Source organism: Paractinoplanes deccanensis (assembly GCF_016862115.1).
GTDB lineage: Bacteria > Actinomycetota > Actinomycetes > Mycobacteriales > Micromonosporaceae > Actinoplanes > Actinoplanes deccanensis.
This window is the reverse complement of the sequence record NZ_BOMI01000137.1, coordinates 51,974-76,063: the sequence shown is the minus strand read 5'-3', so window position 1 is coordinate 76,063 and position 24,090 is coordinate 51,974. Positions and strand designations below refer to the sequence as shown.

Genomic DNA, 24,090 nt, shown 5'->3' with positions numbered 1-24,090 from the left:
CAGCCTGCGCCGGCGCGGACACGGGGTGGCCCGGGGCAGCCTGCGCCGGCGCGGACACGGGGTGGCCCGGAGTGGCCGGTGCCGAGACGGGGCGGCCCGGCGCCGTGTGCGCCGGCGGGGCGGCGGGGCTCGCCGAGGCCGCGGGCTGGACCGGGACCACGGCAGGGTAAGGCGGAACAACCGGCGGCTGGACCGGGACCGCGGGCGGCTGGCCCGGGACCGCGGAAGGCTGGGCCGGAACCGCGGAAGGCTGGGCCGGAACCGCGGAAGGCTGGGCGGGCGCCACAGGCGGCTGGGCGGGAGACGAGACCGGCTGGGTCGGAACCGCCGAGCCCGGCGCGGCCGGGTAGTACAGCGGCGGGGGGTCGGCCGGCCGCTGGGGTGTGACGCGGGTCGGCTGGGGGGCCGGGCGGGCCTCGGCGGGGGTGCCGCGGTCCTGGGGCGCGGGGCGCAGGTCGAACGGAGCGTCGGAGTCGCGGCCGTCGCGCTGGCCGGGGGCCGGGCGCTGGCCGGGGCGGGCCGGGAAGGCGTCGGCGGGGGCTGGGCGGGCGTTGCCGTAGACGCCGGAGGGGGAGACGGGGCGTGGAGCCTGGTCTTCGGGGGTGTGGCGGCGGCCGTAGTAGCTGCCGGTTTCCGCGGGTGGGCGTGCCGCGCCGTAGACGCCGGGCGGGGTGGCCTGGTGGTGGCCGGGCTGAGCGCCCGGCGGGAACGGCGGCTGGGGCGCGACGGCGGCGCGGAAAGCGTCGCGTGGGGGCAGGTCGCGCTGCGGGGCCTCGGGCTGGGGGAACTCGCGGCGGGACTCGCGGCGCGGCAGCTCCTGCTCGGCGTGCCGCTGCGGCAGGTCGGCGGGCACGTCGCGGGCGGCGGGTGCGTCGCGGCGAAGGTAGTCAGCCTGCGGATAAGCCGCGGCTGCGTCGCGGCGGGGGAAATCGGCCTGAGCACGGTCGGCGGGTGTGTCGCGGCGGGGGAAATCGGCCTGAGCACGGTCGGCGGGTGCGCCGCGGCGGGGGAGATCGGCCTCGGGGCGATCACGCTGAGCGTTGCGCTGGGGCAGGTCCTGCGGAGCGTCACGCCGGCCGAGATCACTCTGCGCAGGGTCGTGCTGGTGCGAAGTGCCGTAGGCAGTGCCCCGCGGCGGGACCTGACCGCCGGAGGGGGCACCGCGCTGCGGCATGTCGGGAGACTGCGGGGCGGAGGCGGCGCGCCCGTACACCGGGGCCGAGGAACGGCGCTGGTCCGGCGCGGGTCGGGCGCGCTGGTCCTCGGCGCCGCCCGGCTGCATGGGGTGGCTCTGGGCGGGACGGTTCCACAGGGGCTGGGTGCGCTCGGACGACGCCGGCGGAGGGCCGCCGTGCGAACCGTGCGGGTCGCCGGGGGAGCCGTATGGCGGCGCCGGGGCGGGACGGGTGTCGGGGCGCGGTTCGTCGTTCTGCACAGGCCTGTGGGTGTAGCGCGCGGGTGGCTGGTCGCCGGGGGCGGACCACGACGGCGGGGGTGGGGGCGACGTGGGCGTGGCGGGGTCGCCGGAGGCCTCGTAGACGGGGGTGTGCACCGCTTTGCGCCGGCCCGGGTCGCCGGGGTAGCGCTGGCCGGGCAACGGTTCCCACTCCCAGGTGATCTCGTAGACCCAGGCGGGCTCGTCGGCCCAGGCGCCCCAGCCGCCGCCGGTGGATGCTCCGGAGGAACCCCAGCCGTTCATCGGGCGCTCACGGTGAGGCCCGGCGATTGGCGACGCTCCGTCACGGCTGCATCCACTTCTGGTCGGAAATTGTGAGGTGGCCGTCCGGAGACCCGGGTAGAGTCGCCCGGCTCCACTGCGGGTTTCGGGAAGGAGATTAACGGCGTGAGCGGGACTGACGCCAGGGTGCTGACGATCTCTCCAGGCACACGGTCGCGGACCTCCATCACTACTTTCTGTGCTCTGCTGTGGTCGGGTTTCCGGCGCTACGCCACCTATCGTCAGGCCACGGCCGCCGGAGCGTTCACCAACATAGTCTTTGGCTTTCTCCGCTGCTACGTGCTCCTGGCCGTGGCGGCCGGCGCGCCGGGAGGCCGGCCGGGCGGATACGACCCGGAGCAGCTCGCCACGTACGTCTGGGTGGGTCAGGGGTTACTCGTCGTGGTGGGCATCTGGGGATGGACCGACCTTTCCGACCGGATCCGCTCGGGTGATGTCGCGGCCGACTTGTTACGCCCCGTCCCTCCGGTGACCGCCTATCTCGCCGCCGATCTGGGCCGCGGCCTCTACGGCATGCTGACCCGGTTCGTCCCTCCGGTGGTCGCCGGGCTCCTCTTCTTCCCGTTCAAGACGCCCGACCGGTGGCAGACCATCCCCCTGTTCGCGGTGTCGGTGGCGCTCGCGGTGATCGGCAGCTTCGGGTGCCGCTATCTGATCAACGCCACCGCCTACTGGCTGCACGACGCCCGGGGGCCGCTCGTCTTCTGGACGCTCGCGAGCGGCGTGCTCGCCGGCCTCTACTTCCCGCTGCGCCTGCTGCCGGACTGGCTCGCCGTCACGCTCTGGGTCGGCACCCCGCTGCCCGGCCTGCTCCAGACGCCGCTGGACGTGCTGGTGGAGCGGGACGGCCCGGCGATCCAGGTGGGCCTGGTCGCCCTGCAGGCAGTCTGGGCCGTCGTCATGGTCAAAGCCGCGGCGGTCGTACAGAAGCGCGCCGAACGCAAGCTGGTGGTCCAGGGTGGCTGAGCCCGACAAGACCGCCGAGCTCAGGAACCCCTACCTGGCGCTGCTCGGCGGCAAGCTGCGCTCGATGGCCAGCTACCGCACGTCGTTCGCGGTCGAGCTGCTCACTAACGCCGGCGGGACGGTGATCGACGTGGCCACGGTCTTCGTGCTGTTCCAGGCGGCCGCCCGGATCGGCGAGTTCACGCTCGCCGAGGCGCTCATGATGACCGGCCTGACCAGCGCGGGGTTCGTTCTGGCCGACATGACCGTCGGCAACATCGACGATCTCAAGCGGTACGTCCGTACGGGCACGCTGGACGCCGTGCTGGTGCGCCCGCTCGGCGTCCTGCCCCAACTGGTCTGCATGGATCTGCCGGTCCGCAAGCTGCTGCGCCTGATCGTGGGCATCGGCGTGCTCGTGGTCGCGGTCGGCATGAACGACATCGACTGGACGCCGGCCCGGGTGCTGCTGCTCGTGATCTCGCCCCTGACGGCGGCCGTGTTCTTCGGGGCGATCTTCGTGATCAGCGCCAGCCTGGCGTTCTGGTGGGTCGAGTCCGGCGAGGTGGGCAGCGCGTTCACGTACGGCGGGCGTGATTTCGCCTCGTACCCGATCACCGTCTACGGCGGCTGGTTCCGCGCCGTCTTCGCGTACACCCTGGGATTTGCCTTTGTCGCCTATCAGCCGGCCCTGGCGATCCTGGACAGGCCCGATCCGCTCGGTCTGCCCGCCTGGGCCGGCTACATGTCGCCGCTGGTCGCACCGGCCGCCGCGACGGTCGCCTGGCTCGTCTGGCGTGCCGGCGTGCGTCACTACCGGAGCACTGGCTCATGATCGAGATGCAAGACCTGCGCAAGGACTTCACGGTACGGGTGAAGGCCGGTCGCCTGAGACGCGAGAAGCGCACCGTCAGCGCGGTCGACGGGGTGAGCCTCGCGATCGAGCAGGGCGAGATGGTCGGCTACATCGGCCCGAACGGCGCCGGCAAGTCCACCACGCTCAAGATGCTCACCGGCGTGCTCAGCCCGAGCAGCGGGGACGTGCGCGTGTGCGGCCTGGAGCCCGTTAGGCAGCGCACGAGGCTCGCGCTGCAGATCGGCGTGGTCTTCGGGCAGCGCTCGCAGCTGTGGTGGGACCTGCCGCTCGGCGAGTCGTTCCGGCTGCTCCGGCACGTCTACCGGGTGCCGCGCGACGACCACGAGCGGCGGCTGGTCCGGTGCCGCGAGCTGCTCGGCCTGGACGAGTTCCTGCACACTCCCGTACGCCAGCTCTCGCTCGGCCAGCGGATGCGCGGCGAGCTGACGGCCGCCCTGCTGCACGGACCCCGCGTGCTCTTCCTCGACGAGCCGACGATCGGCCTCGACGTGGTGAGCAAGCAGGCGGTCCGCTCGTTCCTCGCCGAGCTGGGCCGCGGCGGCGACGTGACGCTGGTGCTGACCACGCACGACCTGGCCGACATCGAACGGCTGTGCCGCCGCCTGGTGGTGATCGACCACGGCCGCGTGGTGCACGACGGCACGATCGACGAGCTGCACGCCCGCTACGGCTCCCGGCGGCGCCTGGTGGTCGACCTGGACACGCCGCTGCCGGCGGGCTTCACGCTGCCCGGGGCCACGCTGACGGGCACGGAGGCGGACGGGCACCGGGTGACGTTCACGCTCGACGGCATCGCCGCGGGCGCCGCGGTGGCCGGGCTGGTGGGCGCGGCCGCCGTACGGGACCTGTCGGTCGTCGAACCGGACATCGAGGACGTGGTCGCGAAGCTCTACACCGCGCCGCGCTGAGCGGTCAGCGGTGCTCCATGACCAGCACGGCCCAGGCGGGCTCCAGCGCCTCGTAGCGGTGCGGGACGTCGCCGGGGAAGCTCACGTAGTCGCCCGGGCCCACCTCCACCGCCTCGCCGGCGGGGCCCACCAGGATGCGCCCCGAGGCGACGACCATGTGCTCGACGCTGCCGGGGAGGTGCGCGGCGGCCTCGCGGGGCTCGCCCGGCTCGAGCTCCATGACGTACAGGTCGCGGCGCGCGTGCGCGGAGCCTGCGGCGAGCAGGGTGGCGACGACGTCGGCTCGGTCGGACTGGACGCGGGGGCCCTCGCCGGCACGGATCACCCGTACCTGGGTGGGTGGTGGCTCGACGAGGCGGCTGAACGGCACGCCCAGCGCGACGCCCAGCGACCACAATGTCTCGATGCTGGGGTTGCCGGTGCCCGCCTCGAGCTGCGACAACGTCGACTTGGCGAGGCCCGCGCGGCGAGCCAGCTCGGTGATCGAGATGCCGGCGCGCTCGCGCTCACGGCGCAGGGCGGCGGCGATCGTCGCAAGCGGAGGCGCCGAATCGTGCATGTTCGCTCCATCGATCGAGTTGTTCGGTTTGACGAACGCTCCCACGTGGTTCACTATTTCGAACCATGCGTACGTTACAGCGAACAGACGACCGTGCGCTGCGACGCGACGCCGTGGCGATCGGTGCCGCGATGGTCGCGGTCGGCGCGTCCTTCGGGGCGATCACCATCGCGTACGGCCTCCCCACCTGGCTGCCGTTCCTCATGTCGACGGTGGTCTTCGCCGGCGGCTCCCAGTTCCTGGCGGTCGGCCTCTTCGCCGCCGGCAACCCGATCGCCGCCGTGCTCGCCGGCCTGCTCCTCAACGCCCGCCACCTGCCCTTCGGCATGGCGGTGGGAACGGCGATGGGCACCCGCGCCCGCGCCCGCGCCCTCGGCAGCCACTTCATGACCGACGAGGTGGTCGCCTTCACCCTGGCCGAGCCGGACCCGGCCCGCAAACGCCGCACCTACTGGCTGATCGGCCTGACCCTCTTCTCGACCTGGAACGTGGGCACCGCACTCGGCGTCCTGCTGGGCGGCGCGCTAGGCGACACCGACGCCCTGGGCCTCGACGCGGCCTTCCCCGCGGCCCTGATCGCCCTGATCCTGCCGTCCCTGCGCGACCGCGCCACCCGCACGGTGGCCCTGACCGGCGCCGTGATCGCCGTGGCGCTCACCCCGCTGCTCCCCGCCGGCCTGCCCATCCTCTGCGCCCTGCTGGGCTTGGGCACGCTGCTCCGCCGCCGCCCTTCGGAGTCCTGAATGCTGATCGCCGCAGTGATCGTGCTCGGCATAGGCACCTACACGATGCGCCTGGGCGGCGTCCTCCTCCGCGAACGCCTCCACCTCTCCGACAGCATCCAGCGCTTGCTCCCCATGGCCGCAGCCGCCCTGCTCACCGCCTTGGCCGCCACCTCAACCATCATGGCCGGCAGCGACCTGGCAGGCATAGCCCGCCCGACCGGCGTGGCCGTAGGAGCCCTCCTGGCCTGGCGCCGGGCACCCTTCGTCGCCGTGGTGATAGCCGCCGCGGCAACCGCCGCCCTCCTACGCCTCGCCGGCATCCCTTAACTCCGGCCCAGACGCCGCCCGCCCGAGTCACCGGGGAGGCCTTCAGCGCACCGGCCCCCGCGACCTTCGACCGGCCCGCCCGTCAGAGCCACCGGGAAGGCCCTCTCGCCGTAGGCATTCGCCCGTCGCAGCGCCCCGGCCGACACCGTCTGGTCACGTTCGCTGACCGCGATCGCGGCGATCGGTTGGCGCGCAAACGAACGTTCGCTCGCAGACTCCCGTTCCTTAGTTACGACACGCGGCAACGAACGTTCGCTCGCGGAGCTCGGCCGTGCGGGTTCGAGCGCGTGTCAAGCGAACGTTCGCTCGCGGAGCTCGGCCGTGCGGGTTCGAGCGCGTGTCAAACGAACGTTCGCTCGCAGAACTCCCGTTACTTGGATGCGAACACGCCGCAAACGAACGTTCGCTCGCGGAGTTCGACCGTGCGGGTCGAGCTCGTGTTTAAAGCGAACGTTCGTTCGTGGAGGCCAATTGCGGTGGTGCGTGCAGCAAACGAACGCTCGTTCTCTTGGGTGGGCTTGAGGCGCGCTGCCTGCACGTCAGTCTTGGAAATCGGGCGGGCCCCGCCGCGAGCACCCCGAATCTGGCCGGCCTCGGCTCAGGGCCGACGCCACCGCTTGGGGCACGAGGGAATGCGAACCGAATCTTCGCGGCTGCGAGAACGAACGTTCTGTCTTGGCTTCGGGGTTCGTGGGCCGCAGTTGCTCGAACAGGTATCTCGCCTGCTGGCCTTGTGGGACAGGGTCTGCGAGCGAACGTTCGTTCGCTGACGCTCGCACTCGCAGGGCGGGAGTCGCTCCTGCTGGGCCCCAGACCGCGACGTGATCGCGCAGCTAAGCCATGCAGACAGCCAGCCCCACAACCCGCGCAACCGGCCTGGAATTGCCGATGGACCAACAACGAAGCGTGCCTGCGTGACCAACCTGCCCTGGCCGGACCACAGCGCGGCAGCGAACAACGACCCCGACGGCCGCAAGGGGGACCGCCCACCCCAGCCACCCACACAGCGGCGAAGTACCACCGCCTGGCCGTAACGGAACACCATGCAAGGTGGAGGGCCGGGGGTGGGCACTCACGGCATAAAGCGAAGCCAGCCGAGAGTGCCCACCCCCGGCCCTCCACCGTCAACCGCAAGCAAGCCCAACCCACCCAGCCGGCGCCGTCAGACTCCGGGCGCCACAAGGAGCGAAGAGCGGGAAGGGCTAGACCTTCTGCCCCAGATCGACCTTCGGCTTAGGGATGCGCATGCGGCGGAACGTGAGACCGCGCATCACCCCGTAAAGCTGGAGGGACCCCATGCGCTGCTCGGACTTGGGGAACCGCTCCCGCACCAGGCGCTTGACCTTGCGGGAGATCAGGATGCTGTCGACGATGACGCCCAGGGCCAGCAGGAGCCAGAGGATGTTGCTCGCCAGCTGGACCGCGGCGATCTGGACCGTGGAGCCGACCAGGACGATCAGCGCGCCGCCGAAGAACCATGTGCCGACCGTGCGGCGGCTGTCGACGATGTCGCGGACCAGGCTGCGCTCCGGGCCGCGGTCGCGGGCCAGCAGGTAGCGCTCGTCGCCCGCCTTCATGCCCGCCGTCGCCTCGGCGCGCTCCTCGCGCTGGCGGGAGCGCATCTGCTTGAGCTGTTCGCGGCGGTTCGTCGGGGTGGGCTCGGCGACCCGGCGGCCCGTGCTGCCGCGCTTGGGCGTGACCACACCCAGTTCCTTCTTGCTGGGGGTGTAGTTCTTGGGGCGCGGCGCCTCGGACGTCACCTCCTCCACGACCTCGGTGGTGGTGGGGGCGTCGTCTTGCTTGCGGCGGAAAAGCGAGGGCACGCTCAGAGAGTAGCCAAGCGGCGCGGTGTAGTTCACACCGCGCCGCTGATAGTGATGAAACCGGGTCCCGAAAGAGAGGGTCAGAGGCGTTCGACGTGAGCGCCGAGGGCGGCCAGCTTGCCTTCGAAGTCCTCGTAGCCGCGGTTGATCAGGTCGACGCCGTAGACGCGGGAGGTGCCTTCCGCCGCGAGCGCCGCGATCAGGTGGGCGAAGCCGGCGCGCAGGTCGGGGATGACCAGGTCGGCCGCGTGCAGCTTGGACGGGCCGGCGATGACCGCCGAGTGCATGAAGTTGCGGCGGCCGAAGCGGCAGGGGGTGCCGCCGAGGCAGTCGCGGTAGACCTGGATGGTGGCGCCCATCTGGTTGAGCGCCTCGGTGTAGCCGAGCCGCTGCTCGTACACGGTCTCGTGCATGATCGACAGGCCGCGGGCCTGGGTGAGGGCGACGACGAGCGGCTGCTGCCAGTCGGTCATGAAGCCGGGGTGTACGTCGGTCTCGAGCGCGACGGCCTGGAGCTCGTGGCCGGGGTGCCAGAACTTGATGCCGCCCTCGACCGGGGTGACGCCGGGGCGGGCCACCCGGTCGTCGGTGATCTCGCATTCGCCGCCGATGGAGCGGAAGACGTTGAGGAACGTCATCATGTCGGCCTGGCGGGCGCCGAGGACCTCGATCTCGCCCTTGGTGGCGAGCGCCGCCGCGGCCCAGCTCGCCGCCTCGATGCGGTCGGGGATGGGCTTGTGCTTGTAGCCGTGCAGCCTGGGCACGCCGTGGATCTCGATGACCCGGTCGGTGTGCACCGTGATGATCGCGCCCATCTTCTGGAGCACGCAGATGAGGTCGATGATCTCGGGCTCGATCGCCGCGTTGCGCAGCTCGGTGACGCCCTCGGCCCGTACGGCCGTCAGCAGCACCTGTTCGGTGGCGCCGACGCTCGGGTAGGGCAGCTCCAGCTTGGCGCCGCGCAGGCCGTTCGGGGCGCTGAGGTGCATGCCCTCGGGTGCCTTGTCGACGACCGCGCCGAACTCGCGCAGCGCCTGGATGTGGAAGTCGATCGGGCGCGGGCCGATGTGGCAGCCGCCGAGGTCCGGGATGAACGCGTGGCCGAGGCGGTGCAGCAGCGGGCCGCAGAGCAGGATCGGGATGCGGCTGGAGCCGGCATGGACGTTGATCTCGTCGGTGCTCGCGCTCTCGACGTTGGTGGGGTCCATCACGATCTCGCCGTCGTCGGCGCCGTCGCTGACCTTGACGCCGTGCAGTTCGAGCAGCCCGCGGACCACCTCGACGTCACGGATGGCCGGGACGTCGTAGAGGTGGCTCGGTGACTCGCCGAGCAGGGCGGCGACCATCGCCTTGGAGACGAGGTTCTTGGCGCCACGGACCCGGATCTGGCCTTGCAGCGGCGTGCCGCCGTGCACGACCAGGACATCGTCGGTCAACGTAACCTCCAGCCGGCGGGCGGTTCGGGCGCCCGGAATGATCGAGGGGGCAAAGCCGGGTGGGGATACCCGTTTTTGCAACCGGGGAAGCATAGCGCTGAGTGACAAATATGGAAGCCACCACAACGCCCAGCCGAAGGTAAATAGGACAGACTTAAGAATCCCGGACGCGCTGCGGATCTTGGCGACTACGGAACGTGATTACGGGAGGGCGAGCATCTGGTCAAGCGCGACGCGCGCGTTGTGCGCCGTCTCCTCGTCCACGGTGATCACGTTCGGCACCCGGCCGGCGACGAGCTCCTCGAGCGCCCACACCAGGTGGGGCAGGTCGATGCGGTTCATCGTCGAGCAGTAGCAGACGGTCCGGTCGAGGAACATGATCTGCTTGTCGGGGTGGGCGAGAGCCAGACGGCGTACGAGGTTGAGCTCCGTCCCGACCGCCCAGGCCGAGCCGGCGGGCGCCGCCTCGAGCGCCTTGATGATGTATTCGGTGGAGCCCACGTAGTCGGCGGCGCGCACCACGTCGTGCCGGCACTCGGGGTGGACCAGCACGTTGACGCCGGGCACCCGCTCGCGCACCTCGCGCACGCTGTCGATGGTGAAGCGGCCGTGCACCGAGCAGTGGCCCCGCCACAGGATCATGCGGGCGTCGCGGAGCTGCTCGTCGGTGAGGCCGCCGCCCGGCTTGTGCGGGTCGTAGAGCACGCAGTCGTCGAGGTCGAAGCCCATCTCGAGGACGGCGGTGTTGCGGCCCAGGTGCTGGTCGGGGAGGAAGAAGACCTTGCTGCCCTGCTCGAACGACCAGGTCAGGGCTCGCTTGGCGTTCGACGACGTGCAGACCACGCCCTTGTTGCGGCCGACGAAGCCCTTGATGTCGGCGGAGGAGTTCATGTAGGTGACCGGGACGATGTCGCCGGCGATGCCGAGGTCCTCGAAGCGCTCCCACGCGGTCTGCACCTGGCCGAGCACCGCCATGTCGGCCATCGAGCAGCCGGCCGCCAGGTCGGGCAGGATCACGCGCTGGGACGCGGTGGTGAGGATGTCCGCGCTCTCGGCCATGAAGTGCACGCCGCAGAAGACGATGAACTCCGCGTCGGGGCGGGCCGCGGCCTGCTGGGCGAGCTTGAACGAGTCGCCGGTGACATCGGCGAACTGGATGACCTCGTCGCGCTGGTAGTGGTGGCCGAGCACGAAGACGCGGTCGCCGAGGGCGGCCTTGGCGGCGGTGGCGCGGGCGACCAGGTCGGGGTCGCTGGGCGCGGGCAGGTCGCCCGGGCAGTCGACGCCCCGCTCGGAGGCAGGGTCGCTGCCACGGCCGAGCAGCAGGAGCGCGGTTGCGGTGTTCGAGGGTTCGGTCCAGGTCGACGTCACGCCCGCCATCGTCGCACAGCGCGAGACACGTATCTCTATTCCGCGAAGTGGGGTGCCACACTCATGGCGTGCGCGTATTGATCTGTCCCGACAAGTTCGCCGGCACCCTGTCCGCGCCCGAGGTCGCCGAGGCGGTGGCGGAGGGCTGGTCGGGCGACGACGAGCTGGTGCGCCGGCCGATCGCCGACGGCGGTCCGGGCTTCATCGATGTCCTGGCCGGTGCGCTCGGCGGCCGGCGGATCGCGGTGGACACCGTCGACCCGCTGGGCCGTCCGGTGCCGGGCGAGGTGCTTCTGGTCGGCACCACGGCGTACGTGGAGAGCGCCCACGCCTGCGGCCTGCACCTGCTCGCCGCCGAGGAGCGCGACCCCAACAAGGCCAGCTCGTACGGGCTGGGGCTGTTGCTGCTGGCGGCGGTCGAGGCCGGTGCGGCGGAAGTGGTGATCGGGCTCGGCGGCTCGGCGACCAACGACGCCGGCGCGGGGATGCTGGCCGCGCTCGGCGCCCCGCCGGTGGACGTGGCGGGCTACGCGCTGCCGTACGGCGGCGCCTATCTGAACGCGGCCGCCTCGCTCGGCGGCGTGCCGATGCTGCGCCAGGTGAGCCTGGTGGCCGCCACCGACGTCGACAACCCGCTGACCGGGCTGCACGGCGCCAGCAAGGTCTTCGGGCCGCAGAAGGGCGCGAGCGAGGAGGACGTCTACCGGCTCGACGCCGCGCTGGAGCAGTTCTCCGGCGTGCTGGAGCGGGCCTTCGGGGTGACGGACCTGGAGGTCGCGCCGGGCGGGGGAGCGGCCGGTGGCCTCGGGGCCGCGCTGATCGCGATGGGCGGCCGGGTGGTGTCGGGCATCGGGCTGGTCTCCACCGCGATCGGCCTCGAGAAGGAGCTGGACGCGGCCGACCTGGTGATCACGGGAGAGGGATCTTTCGACCATCAGTCGCTGCGCGGCAAGGTCGTGGCCGGCATCGCCGGGGGCGCGCGGGACCGTGGCCTGCCGTGTGTGGTGCTCTGCGGCCGCAACCAGACGGGCTTCCGCGAGGCCGCCGCCGCGGGCGTGACCGAGACGTTCTCGCTGACCGAGCACTTCGGCAGCGAGGAGCAGGCGATGCGGGAGCCCGCCCGTGGCCTGCGTGAACTCGCGGCACGCCTTTCGTCCCAATGGAGCCGGTGAAGTAAGACACCCGGATTGGGAATCATTCGGAATGGGGTTAGCGTTGGCAAGTACTGCACCTGACCGCACCCTGCAGGGAGATACGCAGTGAGCACTGAAGCGCACACCCCGTCGAGCGAGGCGACCGCCGCCCCGACCGGCGTCATCCTGACCGACGTCGCCGCGGTGAAGGTCAAGGCCCTGATCGAGCAGGAGGGCCGCGACGACCTGCGCCTGCGCATCGCCGTGCAGCCCGGCGGCTGCTCCGGTCTCCGTTACCAGCTGTTCTTCGACGAGCGCTCGCTCGACGGCGACATCGTGAGCGACTTCGGCGGTGTCGAGGTCGTCGTCGACCGCATGTCCTCGCCCTACCTCGCGGGCGCCACGATCGACTTCGCGGACCGCATCGACGCGCAGGGCTTCACGATCGACAACCCGAACGCGCAGAACTCCTGCGCCTGTGGTGACTCTTTCCACTGATCACGCGTTAGGCAGCAGAGGCCGTCCCGTTAACGGGGCGGCCTCTTGCGCGTAAGGAGCCGGTAGGCTCCGTACGTAAGCCCCCCGTCCCCGATACCACCGAGGGCCCACCATGAAGATCGCCGTGACCGGCTCGATCGCCACCGACCACCTGATGCACTTCCCGGGCCGGTTCGCCGACCAGCTCATCGCGGACCAGCTCCACAAGGTGTCCCTCTCCTTCCTCGTGGACGACCTGGTGGTCCGGCGCGGCGGCGTCGCTCCCAACATCGCGTACGGGATGGGCAAGCTCGGCCTGCACCCGATCCTGGTGGGCGCCGTCGGCGCCGACTTCGCCGACTACCGCTCGTGGCTCGAGCGGCACGGCGTCGACTGCGACTCGGTGCACGTCAGCGACGTGGCACACACCGCGCGCTTCGTCTGCACCACCGACGAGGACCTCAACCAGATCGCCTCCTTCTACGCCGGCGCGATGGCCGAGGCCCGCAACATCGAGCTGGCGCCCGTCGACGCCCGGGCCGGCGGCCTCGACCTGGTGATCATCGCCGCGAACGACCCGGCGGCCATGGTCCGCCACTCGCAGGAGTGCCGGGCCCGCGGCTTCAAGTTCGCGGCCGACCCGTCGCAGCAGCTCGCCCGCATGGACGGCAGCGACGTGCTCACCCTGATCAGCGGCGCCGACTACCTGCTGACCAACGAGTACGAGCGCTCGCTGCTCGAGACCAAGTCCGGGCTCACCGCCGACCAGGTCCTCGAGCAGGTCCGGATCCGGGTCACCACGCTCGGCAAGGACGGCGTCGAGATCACCGGCCGCGGCATCGACCGCATCCACGTGCCGGTGGCCCGCGACGTCATCCCGGCCGACCCGACCGGCGTCGGCGACGGTTTCCGGGGCGGCTTCTTCGCCGCCATCTCGTGGGGCCTGAGCCTGGAGCGGGCCGCCCAGGTGGGCTCGCTGCTCGCCGCGCTGGTGCTCGAGTCCGACGGCGCCCAGGAGTACGACGTGCGTGCCGAGGACTTCGCCAAGCGCCTCGCCGACTCGTACGGCGACGAGGCCGCGGCCGAGATCAAGCCGTTCCTGCCCACTCTCTGAGGAAAGACCGATGGTGCTGGCCGTCTTCGCCGGGCTGCCCGGTGTCGGGAAGAGCACGCTCGCCGCGCGGGTGGCCACCGAGCTGCCGGCGTGCGTGCTCGCGGTCGACACCGTCGACTTCACCCTGCAGCGGTACGAGGTGAGCGAGCCCCGGCCGGGCTACGCGGCGTACGGCGTGGTGGCGGCCCTCGCCGAGGTGCAGCTCGCCAACGGCCAGCACGTGATCATCGACGCGGTGAACCCGGTGAAGGCGGCCCGGCAGCTCTGGGTCGACCTCGCCGAGCGGCTGGGCGTGCCGCTGCGCGTGGTCGAGGTGGTCTGCGGCGACGACGCCGAGCACCGGCGGCGGGTCGAGAAGCGCTACGAGTCCCGCGACCACGATGGCATCCCCGATTGGGTCCGGGTCCTGGAGCGCCAGAAGGAGTACGAGCCGTACCTGGGCCCGCGCCTGGTCGTCGACACCTTCTTCGCCAAGGACCCGGTCGGCCCGGTGCTGGAATACCTCAGCTGAGCCGGCGCACCTCGTAGGCGTCCGGCGCCGGCGAGCCCAGGTATTCCTGCTGCTTCATCCGGCACCAGGCCGGGATGTCGTTGGCCGCGGCCGGGTCGTCGGCGAGGACCCGGACCACGTCGCCGACCTCGACGTTCCGGATGTTCTTCGCCAGCTGGATCACCGGGAGCGGGCACTTCTGGCCCAGGCAGTCGAGCTCGATCACATCCCCGCCTCCTGTCTGATCTTCTCCACGATGCCGGGCAGGACGGCGAGGAAGCGCTCGACCTCGTCCTCGGTGGTGCCGCGGTGCAGCGAGACCCGCACGTTGCCGTGGCTGAGCACGCCCATCGCCTCGAGCACGTGGCTCGGCTTCAGCGTCGACGCGGTGCACGACGAGCCGGACGAGACCGCGAAGCCCGCGCGGTCCAGCGCGTGCAGCAGCGCCTCGCCGTCCACGTACAGGCAGGAGAAGGTCACCAGGTGGGGCAGGCGCCGCACCGGATCGCCGACCACCTCGACGTCGGGCACGGTCGCCGCGACGCGCTCGCGGATGCGGTCGACGAGCGCGGACAGGCGTACGGCCTCGGTCTGTGCCTCGGCCAGCACGGCCCGCAGGCTCGCCGCGGCGGCGACCACCGCGGGCAGGTCGAGGGCGCCCGACACGCCCGGGCGATAAAGATCATCCTGGGGATAAGGCGAGATCCAGCGCACACCCTTGCGTACGATGAGGACGCCGACCCCGGGCGGGCCGCCCCACTTGTGCGCGCTCGCGCTGAGCAGCGACCATCCCGGCGCCACCGGCGCGCGCCCGATCGACTGGGCCGCGTCCACATACAACGGCACGCCGGCCTCGGCGCAGTAGTCGGCGGCCGCGGCGACCGGCTGCTCGGTGCCCACCTCGTGACTCGCGCTGATCAGCGCCGCCACCGCCGTGCCCGGTGTGGACACCGCGCGGTCCCAGGCGTCCAGATCGAGCCGCCCGAGACGGTCGACCGGCACCTCGACGGCCTTGCCGCGGCGGGCGACGTGCAGCACGGCCGAGTGCTCGATCGCGGAGTGCACCAGCGTGTCGCCGTGGCGAGCCCGTCCGGCGAGGGCGCCGAGCACGGCGGCCTGTGCGGCCGCCGTACCCGAGGGCCAGAGGGACACCTCGTCCTGGCGTACCGCCAGCGCCTCGGCGAAGGCGGCCGTGGCCGCGTCGGAGAGCTGTTGTGCCCGCCGGCCCGCGGAGTAGAGCCGGGACGGGTCCGCCCAGCCGTCGTCGAGCGCGGCGAGCAGGGCCTCGCGGGCCACCGGATGCAGGGGAGCGGCGGTTGCCGCGTCCAGGTATGCCGCGGGAACGGCCATGGATTCCACTGGAGAACGGTATCGTCCGGTTGTTGAGGGGTAACCGTGCACCGTCGAAGATCCGACCCCCCGACCCGGACGGTAGGGCCAGGTCGAGTAATGTGCGACCGTCGGTGACGCCTTGCCGCTCGGTGTCCGGTTTCGGGCGGGGCGGCGCTGCTAAGGGAGGCAAAAGCAGGTGGGCGCAAAGAGTTCGGCCGTGCGGCCGCGAGCGGCAGTCCGGATCGCCGGGCTCGGTCTCGCCGGTCCGGCGCTGCTGGTGCTGCTCTCGGGTTGTTCGGTGAACGGCATCGGCGATGCGTTCAGCCACTTCGGATGGCCCAGCAACGGCATCAGCCTGCAGGCACACCGGATGTACGACCTGTGGATCGCCTCGGTGATCGCGGCGCTGGTGGTCGGCATCTTCGTGTGGGGCCTGATCTTCTGGTGCATCATCCGGTACCGCAAGCGCGGTGACGAGCTGCCCGTGCAGACCCGGTTCAACATGCCGATGGAGGTGCTCTACACGGTCACCCCGGTGCTGATCGTGGCGGTGCTCTTCTACTACACGGCCATCGTGCAGACCGACGTGGACAAGCTGACGAAGAACCCCGACCAGGTGGTCGAGGTCGTCGCGTTCAAGTGGAACTGGCAGTTCAACTACCGCGACGGGCTGGGCGAGGAGGCGAACACTGTCGCCTCGACCGTCGGCTCCTCCGACATCATCCCGATCCTGGTGCTGCCGACCGGCGAGAAGATCCGGTTCGAGGAGACCAGCAAGGACGTCATCCACTCGTTCTGGGTGCCCGAGCTGCTCTTCAAGCGTGACGTGTTCCCCGGCAACGTGCGCAACCAGTTCGAGGTGACCCTCGACCGCGAGGGCCGCTACGTCGGCCGCTGCGCCGAGCTCTGCGGCACGTACCACGCCTTCATGAACTTCGAGCTGGTCGTGGTCTCGCCCGAGAAGTTCGACCAGTACCTGACCGCCCGCAAGAACGGCGCCACCACCCAGGAGGGCATGGAGGCGATCGGCTTCACCGGCGACAAGGCATACGCGACGACCACGCAGCCGTTCAACACCCGCCGCCAGCAGCACAGCTGGAACCAGACCAACTCCGTCGCCGCGGGCGCCGGCGCCGTCGCCACCACGGGGAAGTGAGCAAGCCGTGAAGACCGAATACAAGATCTTCGTCGGCGTCGCGGCCTTCCTCTTCGGCGCGGCGATCGTCTACGGGTTCTACACCCGCGGCACCGGCACCCACGTGGAGTGGGTCGGCACGGTCGCGCTGATCCTCTCCGGACTGCTCTGCTCGATGTGCGGCGGCTTCTTCTGGTTCGTCTCGCGGCGCATCGACCTGCGCCCCGAGGACCGCGAGGACGGCGAGATCGCCGAGGGCGCCGGCGAGATCGGCTTCTTCAGCCCGGGCAGCTACTGGCCGTTCGGCATCGCGCTGTCGGCCACCGTGGCCGGCATCGGCCTGGCGTTCTGGATGTGGTGGCTGGTCGCGGCCGGCCTGATCATGGTGATCATCGCGTCGTCCGCCATGATCTTCGAGTACTACACCGGCACACGCCACCCCGCCGAGCATTGAGCTTCTGCGAGAAAGGCCCGCGGTCCTCGGGACCGCGGGCCTTTTCGTGTCTCTAGGCCGCCTGTCGCTGCCGAGGGGCTATCTTGCGGGGCCTGGCGGCGCCGTACCAGTGGACGACGATCGGGGCGACGACCTCGGCCGCGCCGCAGCGGGTGCAGACCATCTCGGGGCAGTCGTCGTGGCCGTCCGAGCAGGGCGGCACCTCGAACATCATGTCGCCGTCGCAGATGACGCAGCGCATCTCGCGTTCCGACACGGGTGGCTCCTCTCTTCGCCGTCTCTTCGCCGGAAGGTGGATTGACCCGAATTCCTTTTCGACGCTGCCACGGAAATGGGGCAACACGCCGCATTAGCGGCGGCGTGTTGCCTGTGAAGTGGCTATTCCGCGGCCTTCGCGGCCTGCGCCGCGGCCACCCAGCGCTCCAGGAGCGCCGTGGCGGCGCCGGAGTCGATCGTTTCCTGGGCCCGGGCTATTCCGGCCCGCAGCGTGTCTCTCAGGTCGCCGGGGAAGCCCGCCTGAGCGGCCAGGGCGGCCGCCACGTTGACCACGACCGCGTCGCGCACCGGGCCGGGCTCGCCGGCGAAGGTGCGGTGCGCTACGTCGGCGTTGAACGCCGAGTCGCCGCCGCGCAAGGCGGCCGGCTCGGAGCGGGGCAGGCCCAGCTCGACGGCGTCGATCACGATCTCCTCGACCTTGCCGCCGCTCGCCTTCCACACCCGGGTGGGCGCCGCGGTGGTGAACTCGTCGAGGCCGTCCTCGCCGCGCATCACCAGCACCGAGTCGCCGCGCCGGGCGAAGACCTCGGCCATCACCGGCGCCATGCGCGGGTCGAAGCAGCCCACCGCGCCCGCGGTCGGGCGGGCCGGGTTGGTCAGCGGGCCGAGCACGTTGAAGAACGTCGGCACGCCCAGCTCACGCCGCGGCACGGCGGCGTGGCGCATGCCGGGGTGGTAGCGGGCGGCGAAGCAGAAGCCGATGCCGGCCTCGGCAACCGTGCGGCCCACGCCGGCCGGGCCCAGGTCGAGCGGGATGCCGAAGCGCTCCAGCAGGTCGGCCGTGCCGGTGGTCGACGAGGCCGAGCGGTTGCCGTGCTTGACCACCGTCACACCGGCGGCGGCCGTGATGATCGCCGCCATCGTGGAGATGTTGACCGTGTTGGCGCGGTCGCCACCGGTGCCGACGACGTCGACGGCGGTGGTGCGCACCTGTTCGGGCAGGGTGACCAGGGTGGCGTTGTCGAGCATCGCCTCGACCAGGCCGGCCAGCTCGCCCGGCGTCTCACCCTTGGCGCGCAGGGCGATCGCGAAGCCGGCGATCTGGGCCGGGGTGGCGTTGCCCGCCATGATCTCGCCCATCGCCCACGCGGTGTCCGCGGTGGCGAGCTCCTCGCCGCGGAGCAGGGCCATGGTGAGGTTGGGCCAGGTGCGGGAGCCCATGACTCAGGCGAGCTTGCCGAGCGTGCCCAGCGGGATCGCGCCGTCGCGGCGGGCCCGCAGCATCGCGGCAACGGTCTGGCCGGTGGTCACCGGGTCGAGCGGGGCCACGAGGGTCTGGTCGACCTGCGAGTAGGCGGCGAGCCAGCGGTCGGCCGCGCGCGCGATGACGACGCAGACGGGCGGGGGATCGGGGTACTCGTCCTTGGTCTGGCGGGCGATGCCCAGGCCGCCGGCGGGGGACGCCTCGCCGTCGAGCACCATCAGGTCGATCTCGTACTTGTCCAGGAGGTTGCGGCAGTCTTCCCAGGTGGCGGCGTCGGCGAACTCGACCTTGAGGTCGGCGGCCGGGCGCTCGCCGATCGCGAGCCGGATCCGGTCGCGCACCGCGGGATCGTCGCTGTAGAGCAAAACCGTGTACTCGTCGCTCATCTTCGACTGCCTTCAAGTCGGATTATGGGTGGTGCCGCCCGATCGTAACGGACCCGGTTACGCGGTGCCGGACCCTGGTCGCCCGGCGGCCCCGCCATTTGTGATCTTGGCGGCAGCGGCGGCCTCCGCGGCCTCGGCGGCCGCCTCCTCGGCCTCCTGGCGGTCCAGCGCCCGGTCGATGCGGCGGGCCTCGCGTTCGGACTGACGGATCCACTGGAGCACCAGGATGCCGAGCATCGTGACGCTGACGATCTCGCCGCCGGCCCAGAGGATGCCGCCGGCCGTGACCTGGTCGGCCTTGGGATCGGCCCAGCTCAGCCCGAGGCTCGGGTAGTAGTCGCCGGCGAGCAGCGTGCTGGCCTGCATGATCGTCAGGCCGAGCACGGTGTGGAACGGCACCGACAGCACCATCAGCAGGGCGCGGCCCGGGTAGGGCCAGCGGTTGGGCAGCGGGTCGAGGCCCAGCAGCGGCCAGAAGAACAGGCAGCCGGTCACGATGAAGTGCACGTGGGTGAACTCGTGCAGCCACGGGTGCAGCAGCGTCTGCCGGTAGAGGCCGGTGAAGTAGAGCACGAACGGGTTGGCCACGAAGATGCCGAACGCGACCAGCGGGAACGTCAGCACCCGCGCGACCCGGCTGTGCAGCACGGCGAGCAGCGTCTTGCGCGGGCTCGCGGGCAGCACGCGCAGCGCGAGCGTCACCGGCGCGCCGAGGGCCAGGAAGATGGGGCCCACCATGGACAACGTCATGTGCTGCACCATGTGCACCGAGAGCAGCGATGTGTCGTACGCCTCGATGCCGGTCACCGTGACGGCCGCGATGGAGCCGAGTCCACCGGCGACGAAGGCGACCGTGCGGCCCACGGGCCAGTGGTCGCCGCGCAGGCGCAGCCGATAGACGCCGTAGCCGTACAGCGCCGCCGCCACCACGAGGAACAGCGCGATCAGGCTCCCGATGTGGATCTGCGTGAAGATCGCGGCCGGGGTGAACGGCGGAAGAACAGTATCCCCGCTGGACGCGGCGAGTGTGGGCGTTTCGGCTAGGTGCACCATTCGAGGCTAGGCCCATCCGGTCGGTGCCCGTTCTTCCGGGCTGGAATCTCATGACGGATTCCACCCCCCGCGACACCTTGGACTGATCGCGGGGCAATAATGAGCCTCGTGACAGCGGCCTCAGCCATCGACAAGAGCAGGATCCACTCGCTGACGCGACCGAACATGGTGAGCGTCGGCACGATCGTGTGGCTCTCCAGCGAACTCATGTTCTTCGCGGCGTTGTTCGCCATGTACTTCTCGATCCGTGCGGCGGCGCCCGAGTTGTGGGAAGAGCACACCCAGCACCTCGAGATCCCGTACGCGACGACGTTCACGGTGATCCTGGTTCTCTCCTCGGTCACCTGCCAGCTCGGCGTGTTCGCCGCGGAGAAGGGCGATGTGTTCGCGCTCCGGCGCTGGTTCACCATCACCTTCGTGATGGGCCTGATCTTCGTGCTCGGGCAGGCGAACGAGTACCGCAACCTCGTCCACGAGGGCATCAAGCTCAACGGCGACGGCTACGGCTCGATGTTCTACCTGACCACCGGGTTCCACGGCCTGCACGTGACCGGCGGTCTGATCGCCTTCATCGTCTACATGATCCGTACGACCATGGGCCGGTTCACCCCGGCGCAGGCCACCTCGGCGATCGTCGTGTCGTACTACTGGCACTTCGTGGACATCGTGTGGATCGCGCTGTTCGCCATGATCTATTGGCTTCAGTAGCCCGCATCCGTCCATGAGCTTCAGGTCAACATCCAGAGGGACACAGCCCATGACTTCAGACACCCCCGCCCGACGGCGCCTCAGGGTGTTCTCCCGGCGGCGCAAAGCGCCCAGCCGGGCGCGCCGGCGGCTCGGCGCGGCGGTGCGCATGCTCGCCGCCCTCGCGCTCGCCGGCGGCGTCTACACCGCCTTCGCCCCGGGAGCCTTCGCCGAGGACGACCGCCAGCTCTCCGCGACCGCGCAGGAAGGAAAGCAGCTGTTCGACAACAGCTGCATCACCTGCCACGGCAAGGACGCGCAGGGTGTCGATGACCGCGGCCCGAGCCTGATCGGCGTCGGCGCCGCCTCGGTCGAGTTCCAGGTGGGCACCGGCCGCATGCCGATGGTCCGCCAGGAGGCCCAGGCCGAGCAGAAGAAGCCGCAGTTCGACAAGACCCAGACCAAGCAGCTCGCGCAGTACATCCAGGAGCTGGGCGGAGGCCCCCAGATCCCCGAGGGTGAACTGACCGAGAGCCTGGAGTCCAACCCCGAGGCGCTGGCCCGCGGTGGCGAGCTCTTCCGGGTCAACTGCACCTCCTGCCACGGCTTCGGCGGCGGTGGTGGCGCGCTCTCGTCCGGCAAGTACGCCCCGAGCCTGCACGACGCCACGCCCGAGCAGATCTACGCGGCCATGCTGACCGGCCCGCAGAACATGCCGGTCTTCGGTGACAACCAGCTCACGCCGGAGCAGAAGCGCGAGATCATCACCTACATCACCATGCAGCTCCAGGAGGACAAGGACCCGGGCGGTCTGTTCAACCTGGGCCGCTACGGCCCGTCGACCGAGGGCATGGCCGTCTTCCTGGTCGGCATCACCCTCTTGGTCTTCACAGCGCTGTGGATTGCGGGGAAGTCATGACGTCGGTCCAGCACGATTCCGAGGCCGACCGCCAGGCCTCGACGGTCGACGTGTTCGACCCCAAGGTGAGCCGTTTCGACATCGTCAAAGAGGGCCTGCGCCGCGACGAGATCGAGATCATCACCTACGAGTCGCAGTTCCAGGGCACCAACTCGAAGGCCGAGAAGCGGGTCGTCCGCAACATCGCCTTCCTGTTCATCATCTCGGGCCTGGCCGCGCTCGCCTTCCTCGGCTTCTACATCTGGTGGCCGTGGCGGTTCGAGCTCGGCCACACGATGGGCGACTACTACACGCCCGCGCTGGGCCTGACCCTGGGCATCTCGCTGTTCGCCCTCGGCTTCGCGATCCTGGCCTGGGCCAAGAAGCTGCTGCCGCACGAGGTCTCGATCCAGAAGCGGCACGACGGCGCGTCGCCGACCGACGAGCAGCTGATCACCGGTCAGACCGCGATGTTCGTGGCCGACGAGCTGGCCGGCGGCGTGCAGCGCCGTCCGCTGCTCAAGGGCGCGATCGGCCTCGCCGCCGCGCCGCTGGGCATCGCGGCCGCGGCCCCGCTGATCGGTGGCCTGATCGAGAACCCGCACAAGGGTGACCCGCCGCCGCTGTTCTCGACCGGCTTCAACCCGGTGCACAACAACGGCAACCCGGTGCGGCTGGCCCGCGAGGACGGCACCCCGATCCGCCCCGAGGACATCAGCACCGGTGGCCAGGCGACGGTCTTCCCCGGCATCCCCGGCGGCGCCACCAACGAGTTCGCCGACTCGCCGACCCTGCTGATCCACCTGCGTCCCGACGACGCGGAGGAGACGCGGCGCAACGCGGAGGCCGACCGGCGCAACCGCGGCTCGATGTACGGCGACTACGTCGCGTACTCGAAGATCTGCACGCACGCCGGTTGCCCGGCGAGCCTCTACGAGCAGCAGACCAACCGCCTGCTCTGCCCGTGCCACCAGTCGCAGTTCCTCATCACCCGCAACGCGCAGCCGGTCTTCGGCCCGGCGAGCCGGCGTCTGCCGATGTTGCCGCTCGGCGTGGACGACGAGGGCTACTTCGTGGCAAAGTCCGACTTCAAGGACACCGTCGGACCTGACTTCTGGGAGCGGCCGTGAAGCGCCGGAAAGTAGATCTCGCGCAGGCCCCGGCCACCATCGCGCGGGGCACCGACGAGCGGTTCCAGGCGGCCACGCCGCTGCGGGCGCTGCTCAACAAGGTGTTCCCCGACCACTGGTCGTTCCTGCTGGGTGAGATCGCGCTCTTCTCGTTCATCATCCTGCTGCTGACCGGCGTCTTCCTGACCCTCTTCTTCGACCCATCGATGAAGGAGGTCGCCTACGAGGGCGCCTACCCGGCCCTGCGCGGCACCGAGATGTCCGCCGCGTACGAGTCGTCGCTGCACCTGTCGTTCGAGGTGCGCGGTGGTCTGTTCATGCGCCAAATGCACCACTGGGCGGCGCTGCTCTTCATGGCGTCGATCGTCGTGCACATGGCGCGCATCTTCTTCACCGGCGCCTACCGCAAGCCGCGTGAGGTCAACTGGGTGATCGGCATCATCCTGTTCCTCCTCGGCTTCTTCGCCGGCTTCACCGGCTACTCGCTGCCGGACGACGGCCTCTCCGGCACCGGTCTCCGCATCGCGTCGGCGATCATGCTGTCGATCCCGGTGGTCGGCACCTGGCTCTCCGCCGCGGTCTTCGGCGGCGAGTTCCCGGGCCACCTGATCATCGGCCGCTTCTACATCGCCCACGTGCTGCTGATCCCCGGCGGCCTGCTGGCGCTGATCAGCATCCACCTGGCCCTGGTGTTCAAGCAGAAGCACACCCAGTGGCCCGGCCCGATGCGGACCAACACCAACGTGGTCGGCGAGCGCATGTTCCCGCGCTACGCGCTCAAGCAGGGCGGCTTCTTCATGGCCTGCTTCGGCACGGTGGCGCTGCTCGCGGGTCTCTTCCAGATCAACCCGATCTGGCTGTTCGGCCCGTACCGCGCGTCCGAGGTCTCCTCGGCGTCGCAGCCCGACTGGTACGTCATGTTCATGGACGGCCTGGTCCGGCTCATGCCGAACTGGCAGATCTACATCGGCGACTACAGCATCCCGCCGCTGTTCTGGCCCGCGGTGGTCGGCCTCGGCACGCTGTTCACGCTGCCGATGCTCTGGCCGTGGCTGGAGGCCCGCAAGTCCGGTGACAAGCGGATCCACAACCTGCTCGAGCGTCCCCGCGACAACCCGGAGCGGGTCGGCATCGGCGCCATGGCGCTCACGTTCTTCCTGGTCGCCACGATCTCCGGCGCCAACGACGTGATCGCCGACAAGTTCCACATCAGCCTCAACGCGATGACCTGGGCCGGACGTCTCGGCCTGATCATCGGGCCGCCGCTGATGTACTGGCTGGCCGTGCGCGTCTGCCTCGGCCTCCAGCAGCACGACCGCGAGGTGCTGGCGCACGGCGTCGAGACGGGCATCATCCGCCGCCTGCCGAACGGGCAGTTCGTCGAGGTCCACCAGCCGCTCGGCCCGGTGGACGACCACGGTCACCCCGAGCCGCTGCCGTACGGCGGCTGGGTCGTCCCGAAGAAGATGAACCGGGTCGGCGCGCTCGCGCCCGCCATCAAGGGCTTCTTCTACCCGGTGGAGAAGCCGGCCGAGGCCCCGGTCTCGCCGGGCATGCCGCCGGTCTCCGGCGACGAGCGCGAGGAGATCACCTCCGGTCGCTGATCCGCACG

25 protein-coding genes and 1 pseudogene are annotated in these 24,090 nt (G+C 70.7%); 15 read left to right on the top strand and 11 right to left on the bottom strand.

Annotation, left to right across the window (positions count from 1 at the left end):
• Positions 1–1,699 (bottom strand): annotated as a pseudogene (locus tag Ade02nite_RS34025) (hypothetical protein); the annotation flags it as partial.
• A gap of 318 nt (positions 1,700–2,017) precedes the next feature.
• Here Ade02nite_RS34025 and Ade02nite_RS34020 point away from each other — a divergent pair.
• The 3 genes from Ade02nite_RS34020 (at position 2,018) to Ade02nite_RS34010 (ending at position 4,468) form a co-directional block, all read left to right on the top strand.
• A complete protein-coding gene (locus Ade02nite_RS34020; protein ID WP_239169248.1) occupies positions 2,018–2,704 on the top strand; it encodes an ABC transporter permease in 687 nt (228 codons plus the stop codon).
• A 64-nt stretch (positions 2,705–2,768) separates the two neighbouring features.
• Positions 2,769–3,518, top strand: coding sequence for an ABC transporter permease (locus Ade02nite_RS34015; protein WP_203772803.1), 750 nt, complete (start codon positions 2,769–2,771; stop codon positions 3,516–3,518).
• Complete coding sequence (locus tag Ade02nite_RS34010; RefSeq protein ID WP_203772793.1) at positions 3,515–4,468, top strand: ABC transporter ATP-binding protein; 954 nt, start codon at positions 3,515–3,517, stop codon at positions 4,466–4,468. Before Ade02nite_RS34015 ends, Ade02nite_RS34010 begins: the two co-directional genes overlap by 4 nt.
• Positions 4,469–4,472: 4 nt before the next feature.
• Here the strand turns inward: Ade02nite_RS34010 and Ade02nite_RS34005 are convergent, their stop codons facing one another.
• Positions 4,473–5,027, bottom strand: coding sequence for a helix-turn-helix domain-containing protein (locus Ade02nite_RS34005; RefSeq protein ID WP_203772791.1), 555 nt, complete (start codon positions 5,025–5,027; stop codon positions 4,473–4,475).
• Between the two features lie 65 nt (positions 5,028–5,092).
• Here Ade02nite_RS34005 and Ade02nite_RS34000 point away from each other — a divergent pair, with 65 nt between their 5' ends.
• Positions 5,093–5,770, top strand: a complete 678-nt coding sequence (locus tag Ade02nite_RS34000; RefSeq protein ID WP_203772789.1) for an AzlC family ABC transporter permease — start codon at positions 5,093–5,095, stop codon at positions 5,768–5,770.
• A complete protein-coding gene (locus tag Ade02nite_RS33995) occupies positions 5,771–6,079 on the top strand; it encodes an AzlD domain-containing protein (RefSeq protein ID WP_203772787.1) in 309 nt (102 codons plus the stop codon).
• Between the two features lie 1,202 nt (positions 6,080–7,281).
• Here Ade02nite_RS33995 and Ade02nite_RS33990 read toward each other — a convergent pair.
• The 3 genes from Ade02nite_RS33990 to nadA all read right to left on the bottom strand — a co-directional run bounded on the left by Ade02nite_RS33990 (position 7,282) and on the right by nadA (position 10,718).
• Positions 7,282–7,902, bottom strand: coding sequence for a DUF3043 domain-containing protein (locus Ade02nite_RS33990; RefSeq protein WP_203772785.1), 621 nt, complete (start codon positions 7,900–7,902; stop codon positions 7,282–7,284).
• A gap of 80 nt (positions 7,903–7,982) precedes the next feature.
• Positions 7,983–9,338, bottom strand: coding sequence for a UDP-N-acetylglucosamine 1-carboxyvinyltransferase (gene murA, locus Ade02nite_RS33985; protein WP_203772783.1), 1,356 nt, complete (start codon positions 9,336–9,338; stop codon positions 7,983–7,985).
• 201 nt (positions 9,339–9,539) lie between these two features.
• Complete coding sequence (gene nadA / locus Ade02nite_RS33980; protein WP_239169247.1) at positions 9,540–10,718, bottom strand: quinolinate synthase NadA; 1,179 nt, start codon at positions 10,716–10,718, stop codon at positions 9,540–9,542.
• Positions 10,719–10,777: 59 nt separating this feature from the next.
• On the opposite strand from nadA, the gene Ade02nite_RS33975 reads away from it, so the two are divergent.
• The 4 genes from Ade02nite_RS33975 to Ade02nite_RS33960 all read left to right on the top strand — a co-directional run bounded on the left by Ade02nite_RS33975 (position 10,778) and on the right by Ade02nite_RS33960 (position 13,944).
• Positions 10,778–11,881: a glycerate kinase family protein gene (locus tag Ade02nite_RS33975; RefSeq protein ID WP_203772779.1), complete on the top strand. Its 1,104-nt coding sequence runs from the start codon at positions 10,778–10,780 to the stop codon at positions 11,879–11,881.
• 87 nt (positions 11,882–11,968) lie between these two features.
• On the top strand, positions 11,969–12,340 hold the full coding sequence (gene erpA, locus Ade02nite_RS33970) for an iron-sulfur cluster insertion protein ErpA (protein WP_203772777.1): 372 nt from the start codon (positions 11,969–11,971) through the stop codon (positions 12,338–12,340).
• Positions 12,341–12,452: 112 nt separating this feature from the next.
• Positions 12,453–13,433, top strand: coding sequence for a carbohydrate kinase family protein (locus Ade02nite_RS33965; protein ID WP_203772775.1), 981 nt, complete (start codon positions 12,453–12,455; stop codon positions 13,431–13,433).
• 10 nt (positions 13,434–13,443) lie between these two features.
• Positions 13,444–13,944 (top strand): P-loop nucleotide/nucleoside kinase family protein, encoded by a 501-nt coding sequence (locus Ade02nite_RS33960; protein ID WP_203772773.1) that lies wholly within the window; start codon positions 13,444–13,446, stop codon positions 13,942–13,944.
• Here the strand turns inward: Ade02nite_RS33960 and Ade02nite_RS33955 are convergent.
• Both Ade02nite_RS33955 and Ade02nite_RS33950 read right to left on the bottom strand, forming a co-directional pair.
• Positions 13,937–14,149, bottom strand: a complete 213-nt coding sequence (locus Ade02nite_RS33955) for a sulfurtransferase TusA family protein (protein WP_203772771.1) — start codon at positions 14,147–14,149, stop codon at positions 13,937–13,939. The genes Ade02nite_RS33960 and Ade02nite_RS33955 overlap by 8 nt on opposite strands.
• A complete protein-coding gene (locus Ade02nite_RS33950) occupies positions 14,146–15,273 on the bottom strand; it encodes a cysteine desulfurase family protein (RefSeq protein ID WP_203772769.1) in 1,128 nt (375 codons plus the stop codon). The genes Ade02nite_RS33955 and Ade02nite_RS33950 overlap by 4 nt, the downstream gene beginning before the upstream one ends.
• A gap of 178 nt (positions 15,274–15,451) precedes the next feature.
• Between Ade02nite_RS33950 and ctaC the strand changes: the two genes are divergently transcribed.
• On the top strand, positions 15,452–16,411 hold the full coding sequence (gene ctaC, locus Ade02nite_RS33945) for an aa3-type cytochrome oxidase subunit II (protein WP_203772767.1): 960 nt from the start codon (positions 15,452–15,454) through the stop codon (positions 16,409–16,411).
• Between the two features lie 7 nt (positions 16,412–16,418).
• Entirely contained in the window at positions 16,419–16,844 is a 426-nt protein-coding gene (locus Ade02nite_RS33940) for a cytochrome c oxidase subunit 4 (protein WP_203772765.1), read from the top strand.
• A 52-nt stretch (positions 16,845–16,896) separates the two neighbouring features.
• Here the strand turns inward: Ade02nite_RS33940 and Ade02nite_RS33935 are convergent, their stop codons facing one another.
• From Ade02nite_RS33935 to Ade02nite_RS33920, 4 genes are all read right to left on the bottom strand, one after another.
• Positions 16,897–17,100 (bottom strand): hypothetical protein, encoded by a 204-nt coding sequence (locus Ade02nite_RS33935; protein ID WP_203772763.1) that lies wholly within the window; start codon positions 17,098–17,100, stop codon positions 16,897–16,899.
• Positions 17,101–17,222: 122 nt separating this feature from the next.
• A complete protein-coding gene (gene trpD, locus Ade02nite_RS33930) occupies positions 17,223–18,281 on the bottom strand; it encodes an anthranilate phosphoribosyltransferase (protein WP_203772761.1) in 1,059 nt (352 codons plus the stop codon).
• Positions 18,282–18,284: 3 nt separating this feature from the next.
• Positions 18,285–18,710 (bottom strand): hypothetical protein, encoded by a 426-nt coding sequence (locus Ade02nite_RS33925; protein ID WP_203772759.1) that lies wholly within the window; start codon positions 18,708–18,710, stop codon positions 18,285–18,287.
• 57 nt (positions 18,711–18,767) lie between these two features.
• Positions 18,768–19,763: a cytochrome c oxidase assembly protein gene (locus Ade02nite_RS33920; RefSeq protein ID WP_203772757.1), complete on the bottom strand. Its 996-nt coding sequence runs from the start codon at positions 19,761–19,763 to the stop codon at positions 18,768–18,770.
• A 108-nt stretch (positions 19,764–19,871) separates the two neighbouring features.
• On the opposite strand from Ade02nite_RS33920, the gene ctaE reads away from it, so the two are divergent.
• From ctaE to qcrB, 4 genes are read left to right on the top strand one after another with little or no spacing between them, the layout of a single operon-like run.
• Positions 19,872–20,471, top strand: a complete 600-nt coding sequence (gene ctaE / locus Ade02nite_RS33915; RefSeq protein ID WP_097320326.1) for an aa3-type cytochrome oxidase subunit III — start codon at positions 19,872–19,874, stop codon at positions 20,469–20,471.
• A gap of 49 nt (positions 20,472–20,520) precedes the next feature.
• The gene (gene qcrC, locus Ade02nite_RS33910) at positions 20,521–21,369 is read left to right on the top strand and encodes a cytochrome bc1 complex diheme cytochrome c subunit (protein WP_203772755.1); all 849 of its coding nucleotides are present in this window, start codon (positions 20,521–20,523) and stop codon (positions 21,367–21,369) included.
• Positions 21,366–22,478: a cytochrome bc1 complex Rieske iron-sulfur subunit gene (gene qcrA / locus Ade02nite_RS33905; protein ID WP_203772753.1), complete on the top strand. Its 1,113-nt coding sequence runs from the start codon at positions 21,366–21,368 to the stop codon at positions 22,476–22,478. Before qcrC ends, qcrA begins: the two co-directional genes overlap by 4 nt.
• Positions 22,475–24,082: a cytochrome bc1 complex cytochrome b subunit gene (qcrB, locus tag Ade02nite_RS33900; protein ID WP_203772752.1), complete on the top strand. Its 1,608-nt coding sequence runs from the start codon at positions 22,475–22,477 to the stop codon at positions 24,080–24,082. The genes qcrA and qcrB overlap by 4 nt, the downstream gene beginning before the upstream one ends.
• The last annotated feature ends 8 nt before the right edge of the window (positions 24,083–24,090 follow it).

Excerpts from the sequence above, each read along its gene's own strand:
- Ade02nite_RS33995 (WP_203772787.1), top strand. The coding sequence starts at position 5,771 with ATGCTGATCGCCGCAGTGATCGTGCTCGGCATAGGCACCTACACGATG.
- qcrA (WP_203772753.1), top strand. The coding sequence starts at position 21,366 with ATGACGTCGGTCCAGCACGATTCCGAGGCCGACCGCCAGGCCTCGACG.
- Ade02nite_RS33920 (WP_203772757.1), bottom strand. The coding sequence starts at position 19,763 with ATGGTGCACCTAGCCGAAACGCCCACACTCGCCGCGTCCAGCGGGGAT.
- Ade02nite_RS34015 (WP_203772803.1), top strand. The coding sequence starts at position 2,769 with ATGGCCAGCTACCGCACGTCGTTCGCGGTCGAGCTGCTCACTAACGCC.
- qcrC (WP_203772755.1), top strand. The coding sequence starts at position 20,521 with ATGACTTCAGACACCCCCGCCCGACGGCGCCTCAGGGTGTTCTCCCGG.
- trpD (WP_203772761.1), bottom strand. The coding sequence starts at position 18,281 with ATGGGCTCCCGCACCTGGCCCAACCTCACCATGGCCCTGCTCCGCGGC.
- Ade02nite_RS33925 (WP_203772759.1), bottom strand. The coding sequence starts at position 18,710 with ATGAGCGACGAGTACACGGTTTTGCTCTACAGCGACGATCCCGCGGTG.
- nadA (WP_239169247.1), bottom strand. The coding sequence starts at position 10,718 with ATGGCGGGCGTGACGTCGACCTGGACCGAACCCTCGAACACCGCAACC.
- Ade02nite_RS33965 (WP_203772775.1), top strand. The coding sequence starts at position 12,453 with ATGAAGATCGCCGTGACCGGCTCGATCGCCACCGACCACCTGATGCAC.
- Ade02nite_RS34005 (WP_203772791.1), bottom strand. The coding sequence starts at position 5,027 with ATGCACGATTCGGCGCCTCCGCTTGCGACGATCGCCGCCGCCCTGCGC.
- Ade02nite_RS33950 (WP_203772769.1), bottom strand. The coding sequence starts at position 15,273 with ATGGCCGTTCCCGCGGCATACCTGGACGCGGCAACCGCCGCTCCCCTG.
- Ade02nite_RS33960 (WP_203772773.1), top strand. The coding sequence starts at position 13,444 with ATGGTGCTGGCCGTCTTCGCCGGGCTGCCCGGTGTCGGGAAGAGCACG.
- Ade02nite_RS34010 (WP_203772793.1), top strand. The coding sequence starts at position 3,515 with ATGATCGAGATGCAAGACCTGCGCAAGGACTTCACGGTACGGGTGAAG.
- Ade02nite_RS34000 (WP_203772789.1), top strand. The coding sequence starts at position 5,093 with ATGCGTACGTTACAGCGAACAGACGACCGTGCGCTGCGACGCGACGCC.